The organism is Microbacterium psychrotolerans, assembly GCF_031085295.1.
GTDB lineage: Bacteria > Actinomycetota > Actinomycetes > Actinomycetales > Microbacteriaceae > Microbacterium > Microbacterium psychrotolerans.
In genome coordinates this window covers 735512-758777 of the sequence record NZ_JAVFWO010000003.1, presented here as the reverse complement: position 1 = coordinate 758777, position 23266 = coordinate 735512, and the positions used below count along the sequence as shown (strand labels likewise).

The window sequence follows — 23266 nt, the reverse complement described above, 5'->3', positions numbered from 1 at the left end:
GTACGATTAAGTGCCCACCCGCGCACCGTCAGGAACCCCCCTCGCATGTCAACTTCTACCGAGACGATTGAGCTGTCGATCGTCATGCCGTGCCTCAACGAGGCCGAGACGCTTGCCGTCTGCATCGACAAAGCCCAGCGGTATCTCGCCCGCAGCGGTGTTGTCGGCGAAGTCGTGATCGCTGACAACGGCAGCAACGACGGGTCGCAGGAGATCGCGCGCGCCCACGGCGCCCGTGTCGTCGACGTTCCCGCGAAGGGATACGGCAGCGCGCTCATGGGCGGAATCGACGCCGCGCGTGGGGAGTACGTGATTATGGGCGACGCGGATGACAGCTACGACTTCTCGCAGCTCGACCCTTTCGTGGAGCGCCTGCGCGCAGGCGATCAACTCGTGATGGGCAATCGGTTTCAGGGCGGGATCGCCGAGGGCGCGATGCCGCCGCTGCACAAGTACCTCGGGAACCCAGTGTTGTCGTGGATCGGACGGGCACTGTTCCGATCACCGATCGGTGACTTCCACTGCGGACTTCGCGGTTTCGACCGACGCGCGATCCTCGATCTGCACCTGCAGACGACGGGCATGGAGTTCGCGAGCGAAGTCGTTGTCAAGTCCACACTCGGCGGGCTGCGCGTCTCGGAGGTGCCGACGACGCTGTCTAAGGATGGCCGCAGCCGTCCACCACACCTGCGCAGCTGGCGGGACGGCTGGCGTCACCTGCGGTTCCTGCTGATCTTCAGCCCGCGGTGGCTGTTCCTGATTCCAGGAGCGACTGCGTTCTTCCTCGGGCTGCTGGGCACGATCTTCCTCGCGATCGGCCCCATCGAGATCGGCGGCCTCGGGCTCGACACCATCAGCCAGGTCTACCTCGCCGCGCTGTGCGTCGTCGGCTACCAGTCGGTAATCTTCGCGATTCTGACCAAGATCTATGCCCAGCACGAAGGTTTCCGCATCCCACGCTCCCGCAACTTCGAGCGCCTCGAGCGGCGCATCAGCCTCGAGAGCGGTGCGCTCGCCGGTCTCGCGCTGTTCCTGGTGGGACTCGTGATCGCAATCTGGCAGTTCGCCGCGTGGGCGGCGCTGGGTTTCGGGGCACTCGATCTCGCACCAACGCTGCGGATTTCCGTGCCGGCCACACTCCTGATGATCCTCGGTGCGCAGACGATCATGTCGGGCATGTTTCTGGGGGTTTTGAACGTGGGCCTCAGGCGCGAGCGCTGAGCACGCGCGCACCCTTGCGCGACGGGGCGGCTCGACCTGTCTGCCGGCCCCTCCTGATCTTCTCTCGCCGGGTGTGAACGCGTATTCCACGGCGACTTCGTGTGGTGTCTGGCGAACGAACGCGGAAGATGCTCCGCGCGACTGGGCGCGGACGGATGGTGCCTGCCTCAGTAGCGGTAGTGGTCGAGCTTGTAGGGGCCCTTGACCGGGACCCCGATGTACGACGCCTGCTCGGAGGTGAGCTCGGTGAGCTGTACGCCGAGCGCGTCGAGGTGGAGGCGCGCGACCTTCTCGTCGAGGTGCTTGGGCAGCGTGTACACGGCGATCGGGTACTCGTCGCGCTTCGTGAACAGCTCGATCTGCGCGAGCACCTGGTTCGTGAACGAGGCGCTCATGACGAACGACGGATGCCCCGTGGCATTGCCGAGATTCAGCAGGCGGCCTTCACTCAGCACGAGCACGCTGCGTCCGTTCGGGAGCCGCCATTCGTGCACCTGGGGCTTGATCTCCACCTTCTCGACCTCGGGCAGCGCCTCGAGTCCCGCCATGTCGATCTCGTTGTCGAAGTGGCCCACGTTGCCGACGATCGCGAGGTGCTTGAGCTTCAGCAGGTCCGCGATGGTGACGACGTCCTTGTTCCCCGTGCCCGTGATGACGATGTCCACCTGACCGGCGATGTCGGCGAGGCGCGCCACCTGATAGCCGTCCATCGCGGCCTGCAGCGCGCAGATCGGGTCGACCTCGCTGACGATGACGCGGGCGCCCTGACCGCGCAGGGCCTCGGCGGCACCCTTGCCCACGTCGCCGTAGCCGCAGACGAAGGCGACCTTGCCGCCCATCAGCACGTCGGTCGCGCGGTTGATGCCGTCAGGCAGCGAGTGGCGGATGCCGTACTTGTTGTCGAACTTCGACTTGGTCACCGAATCGTTCACATTGATGGCCGGGAAGAGCAGGTCGCCGGCCGCCGCCAGCTCGTACAGCCGGTGGACGCCCGTGGTCGTCTCCTCGGTGACGCCGAGCAGGTCCTCCGCCATCCGCGTGAAACGCTGCGGGTCGCGCGCGAGGCTGGCGCGGAGCGTGTCGAGGATGATCCCGTACTCCGCGGAGTCGTCGGCCGCGGCATCCGGAACCGATCCTGCCTTCTCGAACTCGACGCCCTTGTGCACGAGGAGAGTCGCGTCACCGCCGTCGTCGAGGATCATGTTCGGACCGTCGAAGCCCTCCGCCGACCAGTCGAAGATGCGGTCGGCGAGACGCCAGTACTCCTCGAGGGTCTCGCCCTTCCACGCGAAGACGGGGACGCCGGCGGGTGCGTCGACCGTGCCCGTCGGACCGACCACGACGGCCGCGGCGGCTTCGTCCTGCGTGGAGAAGATGTTGCAGCTCGCCCAGCGCACCTGTGCGCCGAGCGCGACGAGCGTCTCGATGAGCACCGCGGTCTGCACCGTCATGTGCAGCGAGCCGGCGATGCGCGCACCCTTCAGAGGCTGCGACGGGCCGAACTCATCGCGCAGCGCCATGAGGCCGGGCATCTCGTTCTCGGCGAGGCGCAGCTGATGGCGGCCCGCTTCGGCCAGCGAAAGGTCGGCGACCTCGTACTCGAACCCCTCAGCGAGCTCTGAGACCGCAGGGGTGGAAGGCGTGGCGACGGGCGTGTGGGTCGGCATCCGCCCATTCTCCCACGCAAGGACCCGAGCCCGCCGCTTCTCGCGCACGTATGCTGGCAGGACCTCGAGCGACGGAGCAAAGAGTTGACCATGCCCTTGGCGTCACGACGAGCACCGATGATGGACCAGAGCGCTTTCTGGTTGCGGCCGACCTCGTACTGGCTGCCGGTCCAATTCCCGGTGAGTGCGTGGAACACGCACGCACCCTTCGCTGCGTGGCTCATCGACGTTTTGCGTCCGGCATCGGTCGTGGAACTCGGGACGCACAACGGATTCTCATGCTTCGCCTTCGCGGAGGCCGCCGCGCGTCTTGGTCACACGATGGTCATCAGCGCACTCGACAGCTGGCAGGGGGACGACCACGCCGGGTTCTACGGTGAGGAGGTCCTGGAGTCAGTTCGGTTAATCGCCGAGCGCGACTATCCGGGCTCGGTCAGGCTCGTGCGCGGGTGGTTCACCGAGTCCCGCCCGCTCTTCGAAGACGCCTCCGCGGATCTGCTCCACATCGACGGCCGGCACGGGTATGAGGACGCGGTCGAGGACTACGAGGAGTGGCGGAGCGTCGTTCGCGAAGGCGGTGTCATCCTGTTCCATGACATCGCGGAGCGAGACCGAGGATTCGGCGTCTGGCGGCTCTGGGAGCGACTCGAGAGGGAGCACCGGACGTTCGTCTTCCATCACGGCCACGGGCTCGGCGTGCTTTCGGTCGGCGATGTGAAGGTCGACGCACTCCAACGGCTGTTCTCGGCGGACGAGGCGACTGCCCAACGCATCCGCAACGACTTTGAGCGCCTGGGTGCAGAGGTCGAGTTACGAAGCCGCCTTGCCCCGTTACCCGAGGAACTTCGTCACACGGAGCTTCATGCAACCCAACTCGAGGACAAGGTCGCGTGGCTGGTACGCGAGGCAGAGGCCTTACGGCAGGCCGTCTCCGAACGGGATCAGCGCATCAGTGAGCTGGAATCGAGTACGAGCTGGCGGGTGACCGCGCCATTGCGGGCGGTAGGCCGCATGTTGCCCCACCGCGATTGATGACGTCTGCGCCGGCTCAGGCGCGGAGGGTCTCGTGCCGCACGACCACCCAGCCCTTGGGCACCGACAGCCGGTCGGTGTGGATGGCGCACAGGTCGTGCGCGTGAGGATCGCCGCCGGCGCCGAGCGGACCGAGTGCCGCCATCTGGTCGCCGTAGTCGTAGGTGAGCGTCGACACCGCCTCACGGGCGCAGCCGACCTTGGAGCAGACTCTCTCGCGCATCGGGTCGACGCTACCGCGCGCCGGGCACATGCCGACGGATGCCGCGCCGCGCCGTCTCAGCCGCGCCGGCGTTCGCAACGCCCGCACCACCTCCTCGGGAAGCGGAGCCGGGCCGCCACCCCGTTCTAGGATGGGCGTATGGCGTGGCGGCGTACCCGGACGAGCGAGCGCGCGCAGCCGCGCGCGTCCCGCCATGGACGGCACGGCCGCGAGGGCCGCAGCCCCGTGGTGCGTCCTCCCCTCCCGCCGCTGGACACCCGTGTCGACCGCTTCGACCTGTCCGTCGGCACCGCGGCGGAGTTCCTCCGCTCGGCCTGGCCCGAGCTCCGTGACGTGCGGTTCGAGGTCGCCGACATGCCCGCCGCGACCGACGACGACGGCATCCCCCGCTGGACGGTGCTTCCCGACGCGGGCCGCATCATCCTCTATCGGCTGCCGATCGAGCGGCTCAGCCACCTGCACCGCGACGACGAGCTGCATCGGCGCATGCTCGTCGAGGGCGCCGTCTTCCGGGCCGCGGCGGAGTATCTGGACCGCGACCCGTGGGATCTCGGCCCGGAGCGGTTCCGCTACTTCTGACGCCAGACGGGTCGATGCCCTGCCGTGCGCATCGTCAGGGGTAGACGACGATCTCGGACGTCGCGACGTCGGCCGGCCACAGCGGCACGCCCGCGAGCGCACCGTCTCCCGCGAACGACAGGCCGGCGCGCACGGGCGCCTCGGGCTCGAACCGGTACACCGTGCGCGCCGCCAGTCGCACGGCGACGGAGCCGTTCGCCGGGATCGTGAGATCGAGCGGGGATCCGCCGTCGACCGCCGTGACGGCGACCGCGACCGGTTCGCTCGACGGGTTCACCACCGAGAGCGACGGGGTCGGTCCTCCCGGCGTCGCGAAGAGGGATGCCACCCCCACCTCGGGCGCCGGGGTGTACCACGCGAAGTCGTCGCCCTCGCCGACACCGGTCGCCTGCCACACCGCCGCCACGACGGGCGTGTCCGCGTCGATCGTCACCGAATACGAGCCGGCGGTCAGGCCGTCCAGCGCAAGCTCGAGTGGCTTGCCGGCCTCGAGCGCCACCTCCTGCGGCTCGCGCACCGGTTCGCCGCCGCCGACCGAGGTGACGGTCACCCGCGCGGTCGCCGGGGCAGCGGGGGCCAGCATCCGCAGCACGGTCACCTCGTCCGTCGCGCCGTCCGCGGCTGTCGCGCGCGTCACGGTGACGCCGGTGATGACCTCTGTCGTCTCGGCCTGGGCCACAGGACCGACCTGGTCCACGCCGCCCGGCGTCAGCGTGCGCGTGATGCTCGCCTGCAGCGACGCCCGGATCGGGGCGCCGACAGCCGACACCCGCACGACCGGGGTCTCTTCGCCCAGCGCGATGCCGGCGAGCGGCACGACGCGCTGGGTGCCGGGCGGGACGACGAGGTCGACGCCGCCCGGAGGCGCTTGCGGCCCCGCAGCCCCGAAGACGGTCAGCTGCACCGTCGCGGGGACGGTGCCCGGGTTCGCGAGCAGCACGAGGTCGGAGGCGCCGGTGGCACCGGAACCGCCGACGAGCCATGAGTCCAGCAGCGGCGGGCGGCACGCCGAGGCGGCGAACCCCGAGAGGTCTTCGGCCGACGCGGTCGCCGCACCCGTGGCCGCCACGTCGACCGCCTGACCGTCGCGCGGCGGAGCCGTGTAGGCCAGCGGGCCGGGCCCGACGTCGGTGGTGTCGAGTCGCTGCTCCGCAGGCGGTTCGCCGTCCGCCACGCCGACGACGACCGATTGCGGCGCGACAACGGTGACGGCGTCGGCGGCCGTGGGGTTGCGGCCGATCGACAGCAGCGCGCCGTCGCAGGCGATCACGGACGCCGCGGGCGCCGGTGTGGCCGGCACGCTGAGCGGCTCGCGCACGACCGTCGGCCACGGCACCGAGACGGCGGTGACGACGGCGACCGCGGCGACGATCGACACGGCCGTGCCGATCAGCAGGCGGGCGCTCGTCGTCGCCCAGCGGAACACCCGTCGGTCGCTCATCGACCCTCCTGCCAGTGAGGTCCCACCACGCGTGGTGTGCGCCGGGCCTCGCGGATCGACGTCGCCGTCGGCAGCGCGAGGAGCAGGGCGATGCCCAGGACGGCGAACTGACCGAATGCGATCCATCGTGCGAGGGCCGACACGGATGCCGCTTCCGTCGGACGCGGCGCGATCTCATCGACGACGCGCCAGAGCTCGCCTTTGGCGGTGTCGCCCACGACGACGAGCGTGTCGCGCTGGCCGAGCGCCGTCATCGCCGACAGCCGCATCGTCCGGGCGGCATCGGTCTCGGGCGGCGTCGTCGGCGCCAGCAGGATGAACCCGATACCGCGGTCGGCGAGTTCGGCGACGACATCCTCCGACGACGGGGTGACCAGATCGGCGGCGAGAGACGCCAGTTGTTGATCCTGAGGACTCGCCTGGGTGCGGGTCGACAGCAGTGTGGTCTGACCGCCGACGGTCTCGCTCGCACCCCAGACCACCTGGGCAGCGACGCCGGCGTCGGCCTGCGGCGTGAGCACGATGGTGCCGACGTCCGGGTCGTCGCGCCCTTCAGCCGCGACGAAGGCGGGAAGCGTGCTGGCCGGTCCATTGGCGATCGTCGCCGTGCCCCGGGTGAAGGCGGTGAGCGACGGCACGGCGAGCATCACGGCGGCGACGAAGACCAGCGTGGCCGCCAGCCCGCGCGCCAGCGCGACGCGCGGGGCGAGACCGGCGTCCAGGGCGACCAGCGCGCCTCCGAGCGCTCCGAGCCACGCGAGGCTCAGCCCGGTACCAGGCCACAGCGGGACGGTGAGCGACTGCACGAACGACACCGACACCCCGACCGCGGCGAACGCCGTGCCGAGACCGAGCGCCGTCACCACGAGCAGCACGATTCCGGCGGCCCAGCGCTGAGTCAACGGCGCCGCCAGAGCGAGCAGAGCCAGCGGCACGCTGAGCAGGGGCACCCACCACGTCGGCCCCTCCGGCAGGAGAGTCGCCCAGCCGGCGAGATCGGGGGTGGGGATGCCGGCCGCCAGAAGCGCGCGGCCGGCGGCGTCGGCCGCGACCTGCGGTCCTGCCCAGGGCACGCCCGGGTCGGCGACGAGTCCCCACGCCCGTCCGTGTGTCAGCGCGTTCCATACGAGCGGGGCCGCGAGCGCGAGCGACGGCACGAGGGTCCACACCGTCCGCGCGACGCCGCGGCCGGCGCGGACGACGATGCCGAGCACGACGGCACCGAACCACAGCAGCGCCATCGCCGGCGCCAGGGACGGCGCCGCCGCCAGCACGGCGGCGAGCAGCAGCGAGGCCGCTCCGGCACCTGCCCACGACCGATGCGCGACCGCCCCGGCATAGAACAGCCACGGCAGCAGCAGGTGCACGAGCACCCCGGTGGGCCGGCCCTGGGTGAGTGCGACGAGCAGCGTCGGCGACAGCGCCCACACCGCGCCGCCGAGGAGCCGCAGGCTCGCCCGTTCGGTGACCCGCGTCGCGGCGAACCAGCCGCCGAGCGCGGCGAGCGGCAGCGCGAGGATCCAGAGCAGTACGAGTGCCCGCGACGGCGCCCACGGCCAGAGCGAGCCGAGCACCGCGATCACGGCCGAGAACGGATCCGCGGGACCGATCGTGTCGAGTCCGAGCGCCCGCTGTCCGTATGCCGCGTCATCCCACAGCTGACCGACGGTGTTCGCCAGGGGCTGGAGCGCTCCCCCGCCCAGCACCGGCCACGCCAGCAGCGCGGGAAAGGCGGCGACCGAGACCGTGAGCGCGGCGAGGACCAGCCACGCCCCGCCGCCGGCGAAGAACCTGAGGTCGCTGCGCCGGTGGCCGCCGATCGCGACTTCGGGGTCGTCGTCGAGCCGTTCGCGGAGGTCGGCCTGCGTCGTCCGCAGGGGCGCAACCTGCGCCCAGGACGCCGCACGTGCGCGCGCGATGCGACGACGTGCGCGCCAGACCGGCACGATCGCGACGAACGCCACTGCCGCCGCGCCCCACTCGGAAGCGATCCGCCCCGGCTGCTTGCGCACCAGATCGACGACGGTGCGCCAGAGCGCGAGCGGCAGCACCGACAGCCAGTGCAGCGGTGTCGCGACGGCCGGCGCGTACGCCAGCCGTCGGCGCAGCTGCGCGACGCGCTCGGCGTAGACGGCTCGACGTCGGCGCTGCGGGGTCAGCGGCACGGGCAGACCCGCGACGCCGTCTCCGGCCGTGGCGACGAGCGCTGCCGGGACCAGCGACACGCGCCCTCCGGCCAGTCGCGCCCTCACCCCGAGGTCGAGTCCCTCGTCGGCGCCCGCGAGTCCGCGATCGAGACCGCCGAGCCGGGCCCACGCATCGGAGCGGACCAGGATCCCGCGCACGTCGGCACCGAGCACGTCCTCCTGCGCATCGTGCTGCCCTTGATCGAGCTCGTCGTCGGCGAGGCCCACGGTGCGGCCGAACCGTGTCATGCTCACGCCGAGGGAGACGATCTCGGAGCGGTCGTCCCAGCGCACGAGCTTGGGTGCCACGAACGCGACCGACGGCGACAACTCGAGGGCTCCCGCCAGCCGGGCGAGCGCGTCGGGCTCGGGCGCGGTGTCCTGGGCGAGCAGCCACAGGGCGTCGCCCTCGACGCTCTCGCGGCCGCGCGGAGACGCGAGCGCGGTCGCCGCAGCGAAACCGGTGGATGCCGGGGCCTTCACGACGGACTCGGCTTCCGCGGCATCCACGACCTCGAAGAGGTGGTCGTCACCGCCGCAGACCACGATCGTCAGGGCATCGACGGGCCGCGTCTGCTCCGCGAGCGCCGCGAGGGTGCGTCGCAGGTGGAAGGCGGCGGGCGTGCGACCGTCGGGACGCACGACCAGAACGGCGTGTATCCGGTTCGACGCGGAGGCGCCCGGCAACGCGGAGTCCGAGGGGGCAGCGTTCGTCAGCGCAGTGTTCGACGGGACACCGTCCGACGACGGAGTGGTCGGCGGCACAGGGGTCGGCGAAACGGTGGGCATGTCCTGGTCAGCCTAGGTCGCGCTCCATCGTCACCTCGGGCGAACGCGCCGGGTCGGCCGGATCGAACCGGCCGACCGGCGTGCGTTTCAGCCCGCTCGACGCTTCAGCTTGCGACGCTCGCGCTCGCTGAGACCGCCCCAGATGCCGAATCGCTCGTCGTTCTGCAGCGCATATTCGAGGCATTCGCCTCGCACGTCGCACGACGTGCAGATGCGCTTCGCATCACGCGTGGAGCCGCCCTTCTCAGGGAAGAACGCCTCCGGATCGGTCTGCGCACACAGTGCGTCGGTCTGCCATGCGAGCGGATTGTCCTCTTCCGCGTCGATGTTGCGGCGAACCCCCGGTACCCCCAGTTGAACCGGATCGACGAACCAGTCGTCGGGAACGCCGGAACGGTATTGAGAAACCGTCATGTCGTTCTCACCCCCCGTGATCCTGCTCCACGCTGGTGCGTGTACGCATAATTACACCCGTGTAGTTCACCGAGGTCAAGTCGCAGATAGTAAACGCTCAACCACCTCTTGAACCTTCACGACGCGCCGACGGCGTGTCGCGCTGAGGTAACGGTCCGATGAGAAACCGATGAGCCGGCGGTGTCAGCGTCCCGGGAGGGCGATGAAGAGCTCGCCTTCACCGACCACGCGGAGCCCGCCTTCGTCGGGAGTGACGAGCACCGCCGCCCCGGGGACGAGAGCCGACGCCGCGCCGGAGACCAGTCCCACGACCTCCGGCGACCCGGCGGTGGCCACCGCGATCGCCGGGCCCGCCAGGGGGACCTCGACCCCCTCCCGCGTCGGGGTGACAGCGAGGAGCGCGAAGTCCGGGACCGGCACGTCGTACTGGCCGATGCCCTCCCCGAGCGCACGCGCCCGGATCACCGGCGGCAGACCCGGCGTCGGGTCGAGCACGCTCACGAGCTCGGCCGCGTCGACGTGCTTCGGCGTCAGACCGCCGCGCAGCACGTTGTCGCTCGCGGCCATGAGCTCGACGCCCAGTCCGTCGAGGTAGGCGTGCAGGACGCCGGCCGGCACGAACAGTCCTTCGCCGCGATGCAGGGTCACGAGGTTCATCAACAGGGCCACGACGATGCCCGGATCGCCGGGGAAGGCGGCATCCAGCGTGCGCGCGAGGTCCAGTTCGGCGGCGAACTCGTCGGACTCGGCGGAGACCGCGGCGGCGATGACGTCGCGAGCGGCGTCGGCCCCGTCCGACAGGAGCCAGCCGATGACGGCCGAGAGCGAGTCATCGGCGTCCAGCCGCTGTGCGAGCGGTGCACCACCGGGTCCGAGCGCGGCGACGAGCCGGCGGGTGGCGTCGAGCTCGCGCAGGCCCGCGAGCGCCCGGAAGGTGTCGCTGAGCGCCACGATCAGCTCGGGCTTGTGATTGGCGTCGCGATACGTGCGGTCGGCGGCGTCGCGCGGGATCCCCGCGGCCTCCTCGCGCGCGAACCCCGCCTCGGCCTGCGCCTTTGACGGGTGCGCCTGGATGGAGAGGGCGGATGCCGCCGCGAGCAGCTTCAGCAGATACGGCAGCGGCGCATCGATTCCGACCGACGCACCGTCCTCGGCGATCCAGCGGTCGAGCGTTCGGCCGTCGGGGGTCGCGGAAGGGTCGCCCGGGTGATCCCCGAACCACACCTCCGCCTCGGCGCGGCCGGACGCCTCGCGTCCCTCGAGTTCGGCGAGCAGGGACAGGGAGCCCCACGCGTAGTCACGGGGGTCGTTGGCAAGCGGGATCAGCACCCGATCAGCCTAGCGACGCGGCCGTCGCAGACCCCGCCCGCCGGCCCGCTGATCGGGCGGCCCGCCGGGGTACGCTGTGAGGCGATGGCCGTCCACTCCAAGCACCCGGCGTCGGCGCCGCCGGGCCCGCCGGTCCGCGAGAAGACCGGCCACCTCATGCTGCGCGGCTGGTGCATCTTCGTCCTGTTCATGTCGCTGTCGGGAACCGCCTGGGTGCACGCGTTCGGCGAACTCACCGCCACGGTCGTCACGATCGCCGGAGGCGTGCTGTCGGCGGTGCTGTGGATCGTCCTGCGCCCACCCGTCCAGTGGCGCCGCCTGCCCTGGTTCGTCGTCGCCTACGTCGTCTGGGCGACGCTTTCTCTCGCATGGTCGGCCTGGCCGCAGGCGACGGCGCTCACGCTGCTGCTCCTGTACATCACCACCCTTCAGGCGCTGTTCGTCGGCAGCGTGCTCACCTGGCGGGAGCTCGTCCGCGCCGTCGCCTCGGCGCTCAAGTGGGTCCTGGCGCTGTCCATCCTCTTCGAGCTGTGGGTGGCCGTGTTCATCGGCCAGCCGGTCCTGCCTGGATTCGTGGTCGAGAAGGCGGACGACCCGATCGAATACTGGTCCCGCGACAACCTGTTCGACTTCCCGGGCCGGCTCCAGGGCATCATGGGCAACGCGAACCTGCTCGCGCCGGTCGCCCTGCTCGCCATCGTCGTCTTCGCGATCCGGCTGGCGTCGGGTGCGCCGCGCCGCACGTTCCTGTGGATCTGGATGGCGCTGTCGGCATACCTCTTCGTCCGCGCATCGTCGGCGACCGCCTATCTCGCGGCCGCCGCGGTCGCCGTGGTCCTCGTCACGGTCCTCCTCATGCGGCGCGCGACGAGACCGGGCGAGCGCACCAAGTACTACGTCGCGTACGCCGCCGTCGGCGTCGGGGGCCTCCTCGGGCTGTGGGTGCTGCGGGATGCGATCTTCACCGCCCTCGGCCGCAGCGCGGACCTCACCGGACGGGAGGGCATCTGGGAGAAGGTGCTGGCTCGCGCCGCGGAGCGCCCGTGGGTCGGCTGGGGCTACTCGACCCCGTGGGTGCCTTCGGATCCGGCTTTCGACGAGTGGATCATCGACCACGGCCAGACCGTGCTGCAGGCCCACAACATGTGGGTCGATGTCGCGATGCAGCTCGGCATCATCGGGGTGGTGCTGCTGGCATTCCTCTACTTCGCGTTCGTGTGGCGGGCGTGGTTCTTCGCCGTCGACCGGCCGCGGTGGGACCTCCGCGCCGACCGTCCGTATTCTCCGCTGACCCTGCTGCCCACGCTCGTGGGGGCGATCCTGCTCGTGCAGGGCCTTGCCGAGTCCACCCCCCTCCTGCTCTGGGGCTGGCTCTTTGTCGTCATGCTCGGCGCGAAGATCAAGCAGTCGCCGCACGTCGGCGTCGGCCCCGCTGAGCAGAGCGAGGCCATCGAGCGCGGCGACGCCGTCGAGCGGGACGAGCCCACGGGACGGCGGCTCCCGGCACGGCCGCCCCGACGGCGCGCGCCCCGTTCCGAGACGAGCCCGGCCGCAGCGGGCGACCCTGCGGGATCCGGCGCGTGACCGACACGCCGCGGTCCGCATCGCCCGGCTGGCTGGGCGCGCTGCTGGACTCGGCATCGTTCGCCCGCGCCTTCACCCTCGTCGTCTTCGCCACCGTCTTCTCGGCATTCGCGATCGAGCGGATCGCCGGACAGGTGACCTACGTGACCATCGTGGCCGGGCTCTGCATCCTCGGTCTGTCGGTCATGGTGGCGCGCCGGCGGGAGATCTCGCTGCTGCGGCTGGTGCCGACGACGGTGCTGATCTTCATCGGGTGGGCGTTCGCCAGCATCGTCTGGAGCAGTGAGACCACAGCGTCATTCTGGAGCTGGGTCTCGATGGCAGCGCTCGCGTTCCTCGCCGTGGTCATCGGGCACGTGCGCGACACCCTGCAGACAGTCCGCGCGCTCGGCGACGTGCTCCGCGTGCTTCTGGGCGTCTCACTGGCGCTCGAGGTGCTGTCGGGGGTCCTCCTCGACGTGCCGTTCGCCTTCCTCGGCATCCAGGGCAACCTCGCCCAGCTCGGCCCGGTGCAGGGCATCTTCGGCACGCGCAACCTGCTCGGCTTCGTCGCCGTCATCGCGCTCATCACCTTCCTCATCGAGTACCGGACGCAGTCGGTCCGCCCCGGGGTGTCAGTGGCTTCCGTCGTACTGGCCGGAGGCCTCGCCGCACTGAGCGACTCCCCCACCGTGGTCGTGCTCGCCCTCGGCGTCGGGCTCGCCGTCGGTGCCCTCGCCCTCGTGCGCCACGCTCGACCGGAACGCCGCGCAGGCCTGCAGCTCGCACTCGGAGCGCTCGTCGTCGTCGGGGTGTTCGTGGGCTATGCGGCGCGGCATCCGATCATCGCGCTGCTCGGGGCCGGCACCGACTTCTCGATGCGCGTCGAGCTGTGGAACTTCATGGTCGACATCCTCCGCCAGAAGCCCGTGCAGGGGTTCGGCTGGTTCGGCGTCTGGGACCAGCAGGAGTACCCGTTCAACGCGATCAACTTCTGGCTCGACACGAAGCACGCCAGCGGCCTCAACGCCTACTTCGACGTCGCGCTGCAGCTCGGCTGGGTCGGCCTCGTGCTCTTCCTGGCACTGGCGGCGCTCGCGCTGGCGCGTTCGTGGCTCGTCGCCGGCGAGCGCCGCTCGGTCGTCTACGCCTGGACGCCGCTCATCCTCGTCACACTCCTCATCGACTCCATGTTCGAGAGCTTCGCGCTCACCGGCCTCGGGTGGCTCATGCTCGTGCTGTGCGCCGTGAGAGCGGGCCAGTCCCGCTCGTGGCGCGAGAACCTCGACAGTGGACCGGATGCCGGTCGCGGCGCCGCGGAGGGCTCGGGGCTGCCCCACGCCCAGGGAGAGCAGGGGACAGCAGGGTAGGCTTCTCTCCGGCCCGACGTCTCGGCGCCCGCCGCCTTTTTTCGGAGATCAGCCCCGTGACCCACGATCCGTCCGCCTCCGCGCAGTTCGATCCGACCACCGCAACGATCGCCGTCGTGACATACAACCGCTCGGGACTTCTCACCCGCCTGCTGACGAGCATCACCGAGATGGATCCGAAGCCAGGCCAAATCGTCGTGATCGACAACGCATCGACCGACGACACGACCGACGTCGTCGAGTCGTTCCGTGAGCGCCTCGAGCCCGCGACGCTCGTGTACCGCCGCATGGAGACCAACACTGGCGGATCCGGCGGGTTCAGCGAAGGAATGCGCGTCGCGTACGAACTCGGCTCGCAGTGGATCTGGCTGATGGACGACGATGTCGAGGTGCTTCCAGACGGGCTCGCCAAGATGGGCAAATGGGCGCCCCGCTTCAAGAGCATCCAGGGTCGCCGTTACGACTACGACGGCAGCGCGTTCTACTGGCAGTACCGTGTCGCCGAGCCGCTGGCCATCCCGATCCCGTTCGCCCCCGCGGAGTTCGACGAATCCGGCTACAAGCCGATGAACTCCGGATGCTTCGAGGGCATGTTCATCCACCGCGACATCGTCCAGCAGATCGGTCTGCCGGACCCCCGGTTCTTCATCTACTGGGACGACCAGATGTACGGCTGGCTCGCCTCGCGCAAGACCAAGTCGGTCATCGTCGACGAGTTCGTGCTGCGGCGCACGCGCGAGATCAAGCAGTGGGACATGGGCATCCGCCACATGAACGCGTCGAGCAACGCCTACCGCTACTACATCATGCGCAACCGGGCATACATCAAGAAGTACTACCGCACGATCGGCGTTTACAACCCGGTGCTGTTCGGGGTGGGCACGAGCCTGACGTTCGGCAAGGAGCTGATCCGCCTGCTGTTCGTCGAGCGCACCGTGCGTGGCACGTCGAACCTGTTCCGCGGCCTGCGTGACGGGCGGAAGATCGCGAAGGACGCCTCGTGGCAGCCGATGCCGCCGCTCGAGGCGGCCAAGGCGCCGACCGACTGAGACGCTGACAACGGCGCGGCACGTCGCCACGCGACGAGACCCCCAGCAGCATGAAGGAAAGGATTGACATGCACGAAGCATTCGTCACCGTGGATGTGGACTGGGCCCCGGACTGGGCCATGCAACGGCTTCTCGCCGCGCTCGTCGAAAACGACATCCGCTCGACATGGTTTGTCACTCACGAGACGCCAGTGCTCGACGACCTGCGCGCACGCCCCGACCTCGTCGAGCTCGGAATCCATCCGAACTTCCAACCGGCATCGAGTCACGGCAACACCCCCTCGGAAGTGCTGACCGAGTGCCTGCGCATCGTCCCAGAGGCCAGGACCATGCGTACACATTGCCTGGTCCAGTCGACCCCTATCCTTCAGACCGTCGTGGATCAGAGCGAGATCGCAGTAGACAGCAGCATCTACCTGCGGGACGCGACCGACGTGCGAGTCTCCGAACTCGCGCTGGACCGTGACCGTTCGATTGCCCGCGTCCCCTACGTGTGGGAGGACGATCTCGAGTTCTTTTGCCGCCAGCCGCGATGGGACGCAATGGCGTTCCTCAGGGACCGCGATTCAGAACGCGAGATCACAGTCATGGATGTCCATCCGATCCACTTTGTGCTCAACAGCGCCGATGTGAAGCCGTACCAAGCATTGAAGTCGAGTATCGGTGACACACGCCTGGTGACCGAGGAACAAGTCCGACCGTTCGTCCATGCCGGGGGTGGGACCGCTGGATTCATCGCATCGCTCGCCGCGGCGCGGCGGCAGCTCGACATCGAGTTCGGCACGCCACTGGGCGAGCTGTCCAGCCGGATCAACCTCGTCAGATCGTGATAGCGCTCGGGGAGCGGGTCTGATGAGGGTCCTTGACGCTGGTCCGCCTAGATCCACACGCCCGCGGTCGCGACCAGCCCCACCACCCCGATGACGGCAAGGACGATCGCGAACGCTTGGCGACGCACCAGCAGCAACGCGAGCAGAACGAGCAGCGGGGCGAACGCCATCGAGTACCTTGCGACGATCCCGAAGTCGACACCGAAGTTCAACGCATTCGACACCCGCAGGGCCGCGGGGTAGAGGATGATCGTGAGCAGCGTTCCGGCCGCCAACATGCGATGCGCGTCGAACGTCCGGGGGGCGCGCTTCGAGAAAGGCACGACTCGGGTGCCTGCGGCGGCGGTGCTGTTCACGAGGGCGCTCGCGCGGGCGGCGGTGATGATCCCGAAGATGGCGAGCACAAGCGATCCGACGACGACCACGGTGATCCACAGGGGCACGCCAACGGCGGCGGCTCGCAACAGCATCGACGCCGTGCCGCCAGTCGCAGGCATGCCCATGTTCCAATCCGTCCATGGACTGTGGAATGCGAACAGCTCTTGCACAGCGCCCACGATGACCGGCCGCCACCCCTGCAATTGATAGGGACCATAGACTTCGGCGTTCGTCGCAGTCGCCGTCGCGGCGATGTACCGTCCCCAGGCGATGACAGGCGCGACCACGATCGCGGAGAGCACCAAGCCTTGCCACAGTCGTGGCTGCCAAGGCCCTTCGAACTCCCACTTCGCAGCACGAGCGATCGAGGCGGCGAAGATCAGCAGGATGAAGCCCCCCACCGGGAGCGAGCTGATCACGACAAGACAGGACGCGAACACAGAGGACAACGCGAGCCAGATGAATCCGCGTCCTCGTTTGATCCAGAGAAGTCCCGTTCCCGCCACCAGAGCGCCCGCCAGGATCGCTGTTGAGTTGGGAGTCACCATTGTCGCCATGACCAGAATGCTCGTCGCTGCCGCAGGCAACGTGACCGCGGCGACGAGGCCCCACCGCCTGATACCCAGAGCAAACGCGAAAACACCGCACAGAGCGACGCCAAGCCACATGAGAACCGCGCTGAAGAGGCGGTATACGCTCAGGTCGAAGTGCTGCCCGAACAGAGCATCGACGCCAGCTCGGAACATCTCGGCCACGATGAAGTAGGTCGGGTAGTGGATGTACCCACTCGTGTATTGGCCAGATGTGACATCGCGAACGTTTAGGAGCGGGTCACCGCAGCCGTGGACGAGACCCCCCGCCTGATGACCGACACCGCACGCCCACTCGTGGACCACTTCCTCCTCGTAAAGGGCACCGCGGTGCGAGAGTTCCCCTTCGTGCATCTTCAAGGCAGTGTCGTAGTGAACATGCTCATCGAGGAATGACATCGCGTGACCATCGGTCGCCATCACGGCCATCGAGACGCCGAGGAAGACGAGGATGACGGCCGAGGCCCACACGAACAATGCCTGCTGGTGGCGGCTCGCCCAAACACCTACCGCTCGATGCGCTTTCACGGGCCGTGCACTCCTTCGACTGGCCACGCGTGGCATGGAGATCGGATGTAGGACCGCGAGATGCGATCGAGGGGCTTCCTCATCCTAACGGTGCCCTTTCCTCGGACCTGACGCTTTCCCGTGAGGGCGAGCACCGCTCGACGACCTCACCATGCGAAGAACGCAGCTGTCTAGAATCGACGCGTGATCACCCAAGAAGACCTGAGCCGTGCGACCGGCTGGCGCGGCGACGCGGAGTTCTCCGTATCGACTCTCGATCTCGCCGGCAATAATCCCGGAAGCGCGATACTCGGATTCCTCGACGATGGGCGTTTTCTGCCCGGGGCCGCCCGGAACCCTGCCCTGAGCGCGGTGCTGGTTTCGGAACAGCTGGAAGTTGAAGCACGGCGCCGCCTCGGTCGCGACATCACGATCGTCGTCGTGGACGACCCTCGCTGGCACTTCTACACGCTTCACAACGAGATCGCATTGGCCGGCCCCCTCGAGAACGAACCCACCGTCGTCCACCCGGATGCCGTCATCCATCCGGGAGCGTTCATCGACGGCGTCGGCGTCCACATCGCAGCGCGCGCCGTGGTCGAGCCGAACGCGACTGTGCTGCGGTCGGCTCGGATCGGCGAGGGAGCAGTCGTACGCGCGGGGTCAGTCATCGGAACCCCAGGCTTCGAACACAAGCGAACTAGCAGGGGCATCCTGAGCGTGACGCACGACGGAGAAACGCGCATTGGGGCCCGCACCGAGGTGGGCTCATTGACGACGGTCGCCCGAGGGTTCGCGCGCCGCCACACTGAGCTGGGCGCTGATTGCCGGATCGACAGCAATGTGATGATCGCACACGGCAGCCACCTCGGTGATCGCGTGTTCGTGGCAGGGGGGACGGTGATCAGCGGAAGCACTGACATTGGTGACGATGTCTGGATCGGTCCCGGAGCGACCTTGATCGATCGAGTCAAGGTAGGGGTGGGGGCCCGCGTAGCCATCGGAAGCGTGGTTTTCACCAAGGTGGCCCCGGGCGCCCGCGTCGCAGGCAATCCGGCTCGTGCGTCCCGCGCCTCCAATCCGCGGCCACGGAGCATCGAGAATCCAGACGACTGATCGGTCATCTGTAGCGGCGGGGCGTGCGCCGCGCACTCGCCGCTGCGAGCGGATTACCAGGTGACGACGAGGCCACCCCAGGACAATCCCACGCCGAATCCGAGCAGCATCACTTTCATGCCATCGCGCAGCGCGCCTTGCCGCACGGCCTCCGTCAAGGCGATGGGAATGGTAGACGACACCGTGTTTCCGAAGCCCTCGAGCGCCACGAAGAACTTCTCGCTCGGCACGCCGAGCTTCTTGCGCAGATGCTCGAGCATGAATGCGTTCGCCTGATGGAAGACGTAGAGGTCGATGTCGTCCGCGGTCAGCGAGGACTTCCTGAGAATCGCATCTACCGAAGCGGGAACAACCTCGAGGGTGAAGTTGAAGATGTCCGGGCCATCCATGTACAGGTCGTAGCCCGTGGGCTCAAGTGACCTGGCCCGCGCGTCGGACTTGGGCTGAAGCGCCTCCCCCGGACGCAGCCCGCCCTGCGGCACGATGAGACTCTTCGCCCCCGCGCCATTCGTGCCGTAGGTGATGCCCGTGATCGCGGTGGCCTCCCCAGCGTCGGTGACAAGCGTGGCTGCGGCACCGTCGCCGAAGATCGTTCGTACGGACTTGTCCTCCGGGTTGATGAACTTCGTGTACGTGTCTGCGGTGATCACCAACACGTTCGAGACCTGTCCCGACTCGATGAGCCCCTTTGCCAGCCCGAGCGCATAAATGTATCCGGAGCACCCCAAAGTGATGTCGGTGGCACCCGTCGTCGTGGGCAGGCCGAGGCGTTCTTGCACAAGGCATGCCGTCGAGGGCAGGTAGTAGTCGGGGCTCTGCGTGCACACGATGAGGTACTCGATCGAGTGCGGATCGATCCCGTGATTCGCGAAGAGCGCCTCACCCGCGGCGGTCGCCAGGTCCGACGAGAACTCGTCCGGACCAGAGATATGACGCCGATCGATTCCGGTCTTGGCGGCGATCTTCTCGACGCTCCACTCAGGGAATTGGGCGGCCAGATCTTCGTTGGTCAAGACCGCTGGAGGGAGGAAATAGTCGACGGCGGCGATGCGAGCGCTCATGCACCGAGCTTACTCGAGCCGCGTCTCCTCACCTCGCGGTATAGCCGCCGTCGACCACCAGCGCCGTGCCCGTCACCCACCGGGAGGCTGGGGACAGGAGATAGAGCGCGGCGTTCGCGACGTCCTCCGCGGAACCCAACCCGAGGGGATGAGCCGACTCGATAGCGGACCACGCCGATTGGCCGACTTTATGCCGAATCCCTTCGGTGAGCGGTGTCTCGACGACACCTGCGGCGATGCAATTCACACGGATGCCCTCGCGGGCAAGTTCCAGGCCGAGCGATTTGGAGAACGACGCGATCGCGGCCTTCGTCGCCGCATACACACTCACACCCGCCTCGCCGACGATCCCGACCGCGGAGGACATCAGCACGATGCTCGGCGCGGCGCCACGAACCTTCGCATGGCGAAATGCCTTAGCGATCATCACTGCACTGGTGACGTTGACGTTGAACAGACGCGCGACCTGCTCGTCGGAGACCGCCCTCAGGGGGGTCGCATCGTGGATGCCCGCCGCGTGGACGACTCCGTCCAGCGGACCCACCTCGGCGACCACGTCGCGAAGCATGGCCGGAATGAGCGAAAAGTCTGTGACGTCGAAAACCACTGCGAGATGCCCGTCACCAGCGAGCTCCTCCAACACCCGATCCAGCGCGTCCTCACGGCGTGCTACGCACACGACGCGAGCTCCCGCACGCGACGCCGCTACGGCCGTGGCTCTTCCGATACCCGAAGTCGCCCCCGTTACAAGGACGACAGTGCCGGTCAGGCCCAGAAAGTCAGAGGCTTCACGCACCAGCGTTCACGAGTGCCTGGAGGTCGCTCACCTTGGCCGCTTCGGCCAGGGCGTCCGCGTCGATGGTGATGCCTGCGACGGTGTCGACCTCGGCGATGAAGCTGATGTTCGACAAGGAATCCCAGCCGATCGCGTCGAGTTCATCGGTCAAGGAGACCTCCTCGACATCGACTTCGAGAATCTCCGCGACGATCTTCAGCAAGGCGTTTTCATCCATACGCCAACCCTACCCCCGCACTTGAGACGCGGTCCTTCAAGCCGTCCGCCCGATACCACGGCCAGAGCGCTGCCGTTTCTCCGCCATCTCAGTCAGCACCTCGAGGTGGCGTTCAGCGACGCGCCCGATCGTGAAGTGATTCTCGATAAGCAGCTGTGCGTTCGCAGCGACTTGGTCTCGCGCCCCCACCGGGTCCTCCAGCACCCGCAGCAGAACGCCTGCGAGAGCGCTCGGATCCGCTCGGGGGTCGGTGCTGCTCACCGGCGGGGCGATGAAGAGTTCACGGCCGTCATGGACGATGATGTCCAAGAAGTTGTCGGGCTCGATCGCCGCGATCACCGGTGTGCCCGCGGCGAGCGCCTCCAGGCTCGCCGTGCCGAACCCGAGTCCCTCCAATTCATGCACCTCCGCGTCTGCTGCAGCGAGGAAGTCGGGGATGCGGTTCTGCGGAAGAACACCCGTGGTCACAATGGCGTGTTCGACGCCGAGCTCCTTCGCCAAGTGAAGGAACTCATCGTGATACACACCACCGATGACGACCACGACGAGGTCCGGGAAACGTTCCAGGACCAGTGGCAGTGCCTTGACGAGCGCGATCCGGCTGCGCTGCGGAATAACGTGACCTATCGAAACGACGACGCGGCGGCCGTCGAGTTGCAAGGATTCCAACACACCTTGTCGATCGCCGCCTCGAAGGGCTTCCGGCTCGATGCCGACGGGAATCGCAACCTTGCCGCTGATCACGTGCCGATACCGCTTGTCGATGTAGCGGTCCATCAGGATGTCCATCACGACGAGCTTCGGACGGTGCAGACGCATAAGCGGAGCGACCAGCAGGCGGTCGGCCATCATATAGACGAAGTCGTTGAACCGACTCAGCGGAGTCTCGAGGCGAGTGTGAATGCTCAACAGTGTGGGGATCCGCCGTTTGCGAGCCCACCACCCCGACAGCCACGTGAGATCGAAGAACTGCCCGTGCTGGTGAACCACATCAGGCGAGAAATCGTCAAGAAGCTCAAACACGCGGCGCTTCGCCTTCGGCGAAGAAGTGAACCCGATATCGAAGTTCGCCGCAAATCGATTCTTCGGGAGCGTCCAGGCATGAATGCGGACGATTCGCACACCATCGCGTACCTCTTCAGCCGGTGAGTCGCCGTAGGTGGCTGTCAGCACCAGCACCTCGTGTCCGGCTTCGGCATACTTGTGCGCAAGGTGCTGAGAGAGGTGAGCAGATCCACCCGGTCTCGGGGGGTAGAAGTTGTTTACGACTGCGATTCTCATTGACCAACCGATCGGCGACTCAGACGACGCTCTCGCGCATCGGACCAGCCTAGCAATCCGGCGACTCCGGCTACGCGTAGTCCGCGTTGTAGCGGTCAAGCACCTCGCCAATGGGTGCATCCATCGCGAGCCGATGCTTGTCGAGATAGAGCCCCCGTGAACAGAAGCGGCGCAGGTCCCGCTCGCTGTGCGACACGAAGAAGAGTGTGCGCCCGTCGGCGAGCAGTTCGTCGATGCGCGCGTAGCACTTCTCACGGAACGCCTTGTCGCCCACCGCAAGCACCTCGTCGACGAGGAGGACGGGCTCCTCTAGTTGCGAGACGACCGAGAACGCCAGCCGCACCTTCATCCCGTTGCTCAGGTGCTTGTATGGCGTGTCGACGAACTCCCCGAGCTCCGCGAAATCGATGATGCCGTCGAAGCGGCGTGTGACCTCTGCCTTCGACATCCCGTGAAGGCCGGACGTCAGCCGGACGTTCTCCCGGACCGTGAGATCGCCTACGAATCCGCCGGTGATCTCGATGAGGGGCGCGACCCCCCCGTTGACTGAGACGGAGCCCTCATCAGGCAGCAGCACGCCGGCGACGAGCTTGAGGAGCGTGGACTTGCCCTGGCCATTGCGACCGACAACGCCGATCGACTCGCCTGGCTTCACATCGAAGGAGACATCGCGCAGTGCCCAGAACTCGCCGGGCTTGGACCGCCGCGATGAGTCGGAGAAGAGGTCCTTGATGCTTCTGCGTCCGCGCCGGTTGCGGCGGAAGCGCACGCCAAGGCCCTGCACCTCGATCGCGAGACCGGATGCCGTCATCACAGCTCCTTCAGCATGGGAGGCTCGAGCCGACGGAACACGTAGATTCCGAGGGCGAGGAAGAGGAACGACATGACTGCGCCGATCCCGATGACCCAGGGATCCCACTCCTCCGCGAAGAACCCGACGCGATACAGCGCAAAAATGCCCGACAGAGGATTGAACGCCGCGAGCGTCTCGAACGCACCGGGCAGATCCTCCACCCCATAGATGACCGGGGACGCATAGAACAGTGCCCGCAGAATGAGCTTCGTCGTGCGTTCGAGGTCGTTCCACAGCACGCACAGCGGCGCCACGAGCAGGCCGAGCCCTACGAGCAGGACCGTCTGCAGAACGATCGCGACCGGAACCCAGAGCAGACCCCAATTGAGCTGCGCCGGCGTTTCCGAGAATTCGGAGATGATGACGAAGATCGCGAGGACCGGGAGCGAGCAGAGAAACTCGACGCCCTTGCCGAGGACGATCCGGTTGACCCAGATGGATCGGGGAATCGCGGTGGAACGCACGAGGCGCGCGTCTTTATTGAACGCACGAGTGAAGTCCGACACCGACGAGTTAAACCAGACCCAGGGCAGCAGCGCGGTAATGAGGAACACGATGTACGGCTCATGCCCCACCGTGCGCTGGAACACCTGCGTGAAGACGAACCAGTAGATCGCGCTCATGACAAGCGGGTCGAGGATCGACCATAAATATCCGAGAGCGCTCGTGGCGTAGCGCACCTTCAGGTCGCGCGCCGACAGCAGCCACAGCGAGTGGAGGTAGCGCCGGGGGGAGCCGGGGGCGCCGACGGCGGCTGTGGTCACGCTGACGAGT

The 23266-nt window shown here is 68.0% G+C and carries 21 protein-coding genes; 8 read left to right on the top strand and 13 right to left on the bottom strand.

What is annotated here, in order from left to right; translation table 11 throughout:
• Positions 1 to 45 precede the first annotated feature (45 nt).
• Positions 46 to 1221, top strand: a complete 1176-nt coding sequence (locus Q9R08_RS12390) for a glycosyltransferase family 2 protein (protein WP_308868334.1) — start codon at positions 46 to 48, stop codon at positions 1219 to 1221.
• A 167-nt stretch (positions 1222 to 1388) separates the two neighbouring features.
• On the opposite strand, the gene ahcY is transcribed toward Q9R08_RS12390, so the two are convergent.
• Entirely contained in the window at positions 1389 to 2888 is a 1500-nt protein-coding gene (ahcY, locus tag Q9R08_RS12385) for an adenosylhomocysteinase (RefSeq protein WP_308868333.1), read from the bottom strand.
• Positions 2889 to 3005: 117 nt separating this feature from the next.
• Here ahcY and Q9R08_RS12380 point away from each other — a divergent pair, with 117 nt between their 5' ends.
• Positions 3006 to 3920, top strand: a complete 915-nt coding sequence (locus Q9R08_RS12380) for a class I SAM-dependent methyltransferase (RefSeq protein WP_308868332.1) — start codon at positions 3006 to 3008, stop codon at positions 3918 to 3920.
• A 16-nt stretch (positions 3921 to 3936) separates the two neighbouring features.
• Here Q9R08_RS12380 and Q9R08_RS12375 read toward each other — a convergent pair whose 3' ends face one another.
• A complete protein-coding gene (locus tag Q9R08_RS12375) occupies positions 3937 to 4143 on the bottom strand; it encodes a DUF3499 family protein (RefSeq protein ID WP_163616793.1) in 207 nt (68 codons plus the stop codon).
• 138 nt (positions 4144 to 4281) lie between these two features.
• On the opposite strand from Q9R08_RS12375, the gene Q9R08_RS12370 reads away from it, so the two are divergent.
• Positions 4282 to 4722 (top strand): metallopeptidase family protein, encoded by a 441-nt coding sequence (locus Q9R08_RS12370; protein ID WP_308868331.1) that lies wholly within the window; start codon positions 4282 to 4284, stop codon positions 4720 to 4722.
• A 34-nt stretch (positions 4723 to 4756) separates the two neighbouring features.
• Here the strand turns inward: Q9R08_RS12370 and Q9R08_RS12365 are convergent, their stop codons facing one another.
• The 4 genes from Q9R08_RS12365 to manA form a co-directional block, all read right to left on the bottom strand.
• The gene (locus Q9R08_RS12365) at positions 4757 to 6163 is read right to left on the bottom strand and encodes a DUF5719 family protein (protein ID WP_308868329.1); all 1407 of its coding nucleotides are present in this window, start codon (positions 6161 to 6163) and stop codon (positions 4757 to 4759) included.
• Positions 6160 to 9138: a glycosyltransferase gene (locus Q9R08_RS12360; RefSeq protein WP_308868328.1), complete on the bottom strand. Its 2979-nt coding sequence runs from the start codon at positions 9136 to 9138 to the stop codon at positions 6160 to 6162. The genes Q9R08_RS12365 and Q9R08_RS12360 overlap by 4 nt, the downstream gene beginning before the upstream one ends.
• An 87-nt stretch (positions 9139 to 9225) precedes the next feature.
• Complete coding sequence (locus tag Q9R08_RS12355; RefSeq protein ID WP_163616798.1) at positions 9226 to 9552, bottom strand: WhiB family transcriptional regulator; 327 nt, start codon at positions 9550 to 9552, stop codon at positions 9226 to 9228.
• A 183-nt stretch (positions 9553 to 9735) separates the two neighbouring features.
• A complete protein-coding gene (gene manA, locus Q9R08_RS12350; protein ID WP_308868327.1) occupies positions 9736 to 10881 on the bottom strand; it encodes a mannose-6-phosphate isomerase, class I in 1146 nt (381 codons plus the stop codon).
• 84 nt (positions 10882 to 10965) lie between these two features.
• Here manA and Q9R08_RS12345 point away from each other — a divergent pair, with 84 nt between their 5' ends.
• The 4 genes from Q9R08_RS12345 to Q9R08_RS12330 all read left to right on the top strand — a co-directional run bounded on the left by Q9R08_RS12345 (position 10966) and on the right by Q9R08_RS12330 (position 15693).
• Positions 10966 to 12465, top strand: a complete 1500-nt coding sequence (locus tag Q9R08_RS12345; RefSeq protein WP_308868326.1) for an O-antigen ligase family protein — start codon at positions 10966 to 10968, stop codon at positions 12463 to 12465.
• Positions 12462 to 13814, top strand: a complete 1353-nt coding sequence (locus Q9R08_RS12340) for an O-antigen ligase family protein (RefSeq protein ID WP_308868325.1) — start codon at positions 12462 to 12464, stop codon at positions 13812 to 13814. The genes Q9R08_RS12345 and Q9R08_RS12340 overlap by 4 nt, the downstream gene beginning before the upstream one ends.
• Before the next feature lie 56 nt (positions 13815 to 13870).
• Positions 13871 to 14863, top strand: coding sequence for a glycosyltransferase family 2 protein (locus Q9R08_RS12335; RefSeq protein ID WP_308868324.1), 993 nt, complete (start codon positions 13871 to 13873; stop codon positions 14861 to 14863).
• A 68-nt stretch (positions 14864 to 14931) separates the two neighbouring features.
• The gene (locus tag Q9R08_RS12330) at positions 14932 to 15693 is read left to right on the top strand and encodes a polysaccharide deacetylase WbmS family protein (RefSeq protein WP_308868323.1); all 762 of its coding nucleotides are present in this window, start codon (positions 14932 to 14934) and stop codon (positions 15691 to 15693) included.
• Between the two features lie 47 nt (positions 15694 to 15740).
• On the opposite strand, the gene Q9R08_RS12325 is transcribed toward Q9R08_RS12330, so the two are convergent.
• Complete coding sequence (locus Q9R08_RS12325) at positions 15741 to 17189, bottom strand: hypothetical protein (protein WP_308868321.1); 1449 nt, start codon at positions 17187 to 17189, stop codon at positions 15741 to 15743.
• 183 nt (positions 17190 to 17372) lie between these two features.
• Here Q9R08_RS12325 and Q9R08_RS12320 point away from each other — a divergent pair, with 183 nt between their 5' ends.
• The gene (locus Q9R08_RS12320) at positions 17373 to 18284 is read left to right on the top strand and encodes an LbetaH domain-containing protein (protein WP_308868320.1); all 912 of its coding nucleotides are present in this window, start codon (positions 17373 to 17375) and stop codon (positions 18282 to 18284) included.
• Between the two features lie 53 nt (positions 18285 to 18337).
• Here the strand turns inward: Q9R08_RS12320 and Q9R08_RS12315 are convergent, their stop codons facing one another.
• The 6 genes from Q9R08_RS12315 to Q9R08_RS12290 all read right to left on the bottom strand — a co-directional run bounded on the left by Q9R08_RS12315 (position 18338) and on the right by Q9R08_RS12290 (position 23256).
• Positions 18338 to 19345, bottom strand: a complete 1008-nt coding sequence (locus tag Q9R08_RS12315) for a 3-oxoacyl-ACP synthase III family protein (RefSeq protein WP_308868319.1) — start codon at positions 19343 to 19345, stop codon at positions 18338 to 18340.
• Positions 19346 to 19373: 28 nt separating this feature from the next.
• Positions 19374 to 20141 (bottom strand): SDR family NAD(P)-dependent oxidoreductase, encoded by a 768-nt coding sequence (locus Q9R08_RS12310; protein ID WP_308868318.1) that lies wholly within the window; start codon positions 20139 to 20141, stop codon positions 19374 to 19376.
• The gene (locus Q9R08_RS12305; RefSeq protein WP_308868317.1) at positions 20134 to 20358 is read right to left on the bottom strand and encodes an acyl carrier protein; all 225 of its coding nucleotides are present in this window, start codon (positions 20356 to 20358) and stop codon (positions 20134 to 20136) included. Before Q9R08_RS12305 ends, Q9R08_RS12310 begins: the two co-directional genes overlap by 8 nt.
• A 36-nt stretch (positions 20359 to 20394) precedes the next feature.
• A complete protein-coding gene (locus Q9R08_RS12300; RefSeq protein WP_308868316.1) occupies positions 20395 to 21639 on the bottom strand; it encodes a glycosyltransferase family 4 protein in 1245 nt (414 codons plus the stop codon).
• Positions 21640 to 21709: 70 nt separating this feature from the next.
• Positions 21710 to 22450 (bottom strand): ABC transporter ATP-binding protein, encoded by a 741-nt coding sequence (locus Q9R08_RS12295; RefSeq protein ID WP_308868315.1) that lies wholly within the window; start codon positions 22448 to 22450, stop codon positions 21710 to 21712.
• Complete coding sequence (locus Q9R08_RS12290) at positions 22450 to 23256, bottom strand: ABC transporter permease (protein ID WP_308868314.1); 807 nt, start codon at positions 23254 to 23256, stop codon at positions 22450 to 22452. The genes Q9R08_RS12295 and Q9R08_RS12290 overlap by 1 nt, the downstream gene beginning before the upstream one ends.
• Between the last annotated feature and the right edge of the window lie 10 nt (positions 23257 to 23266).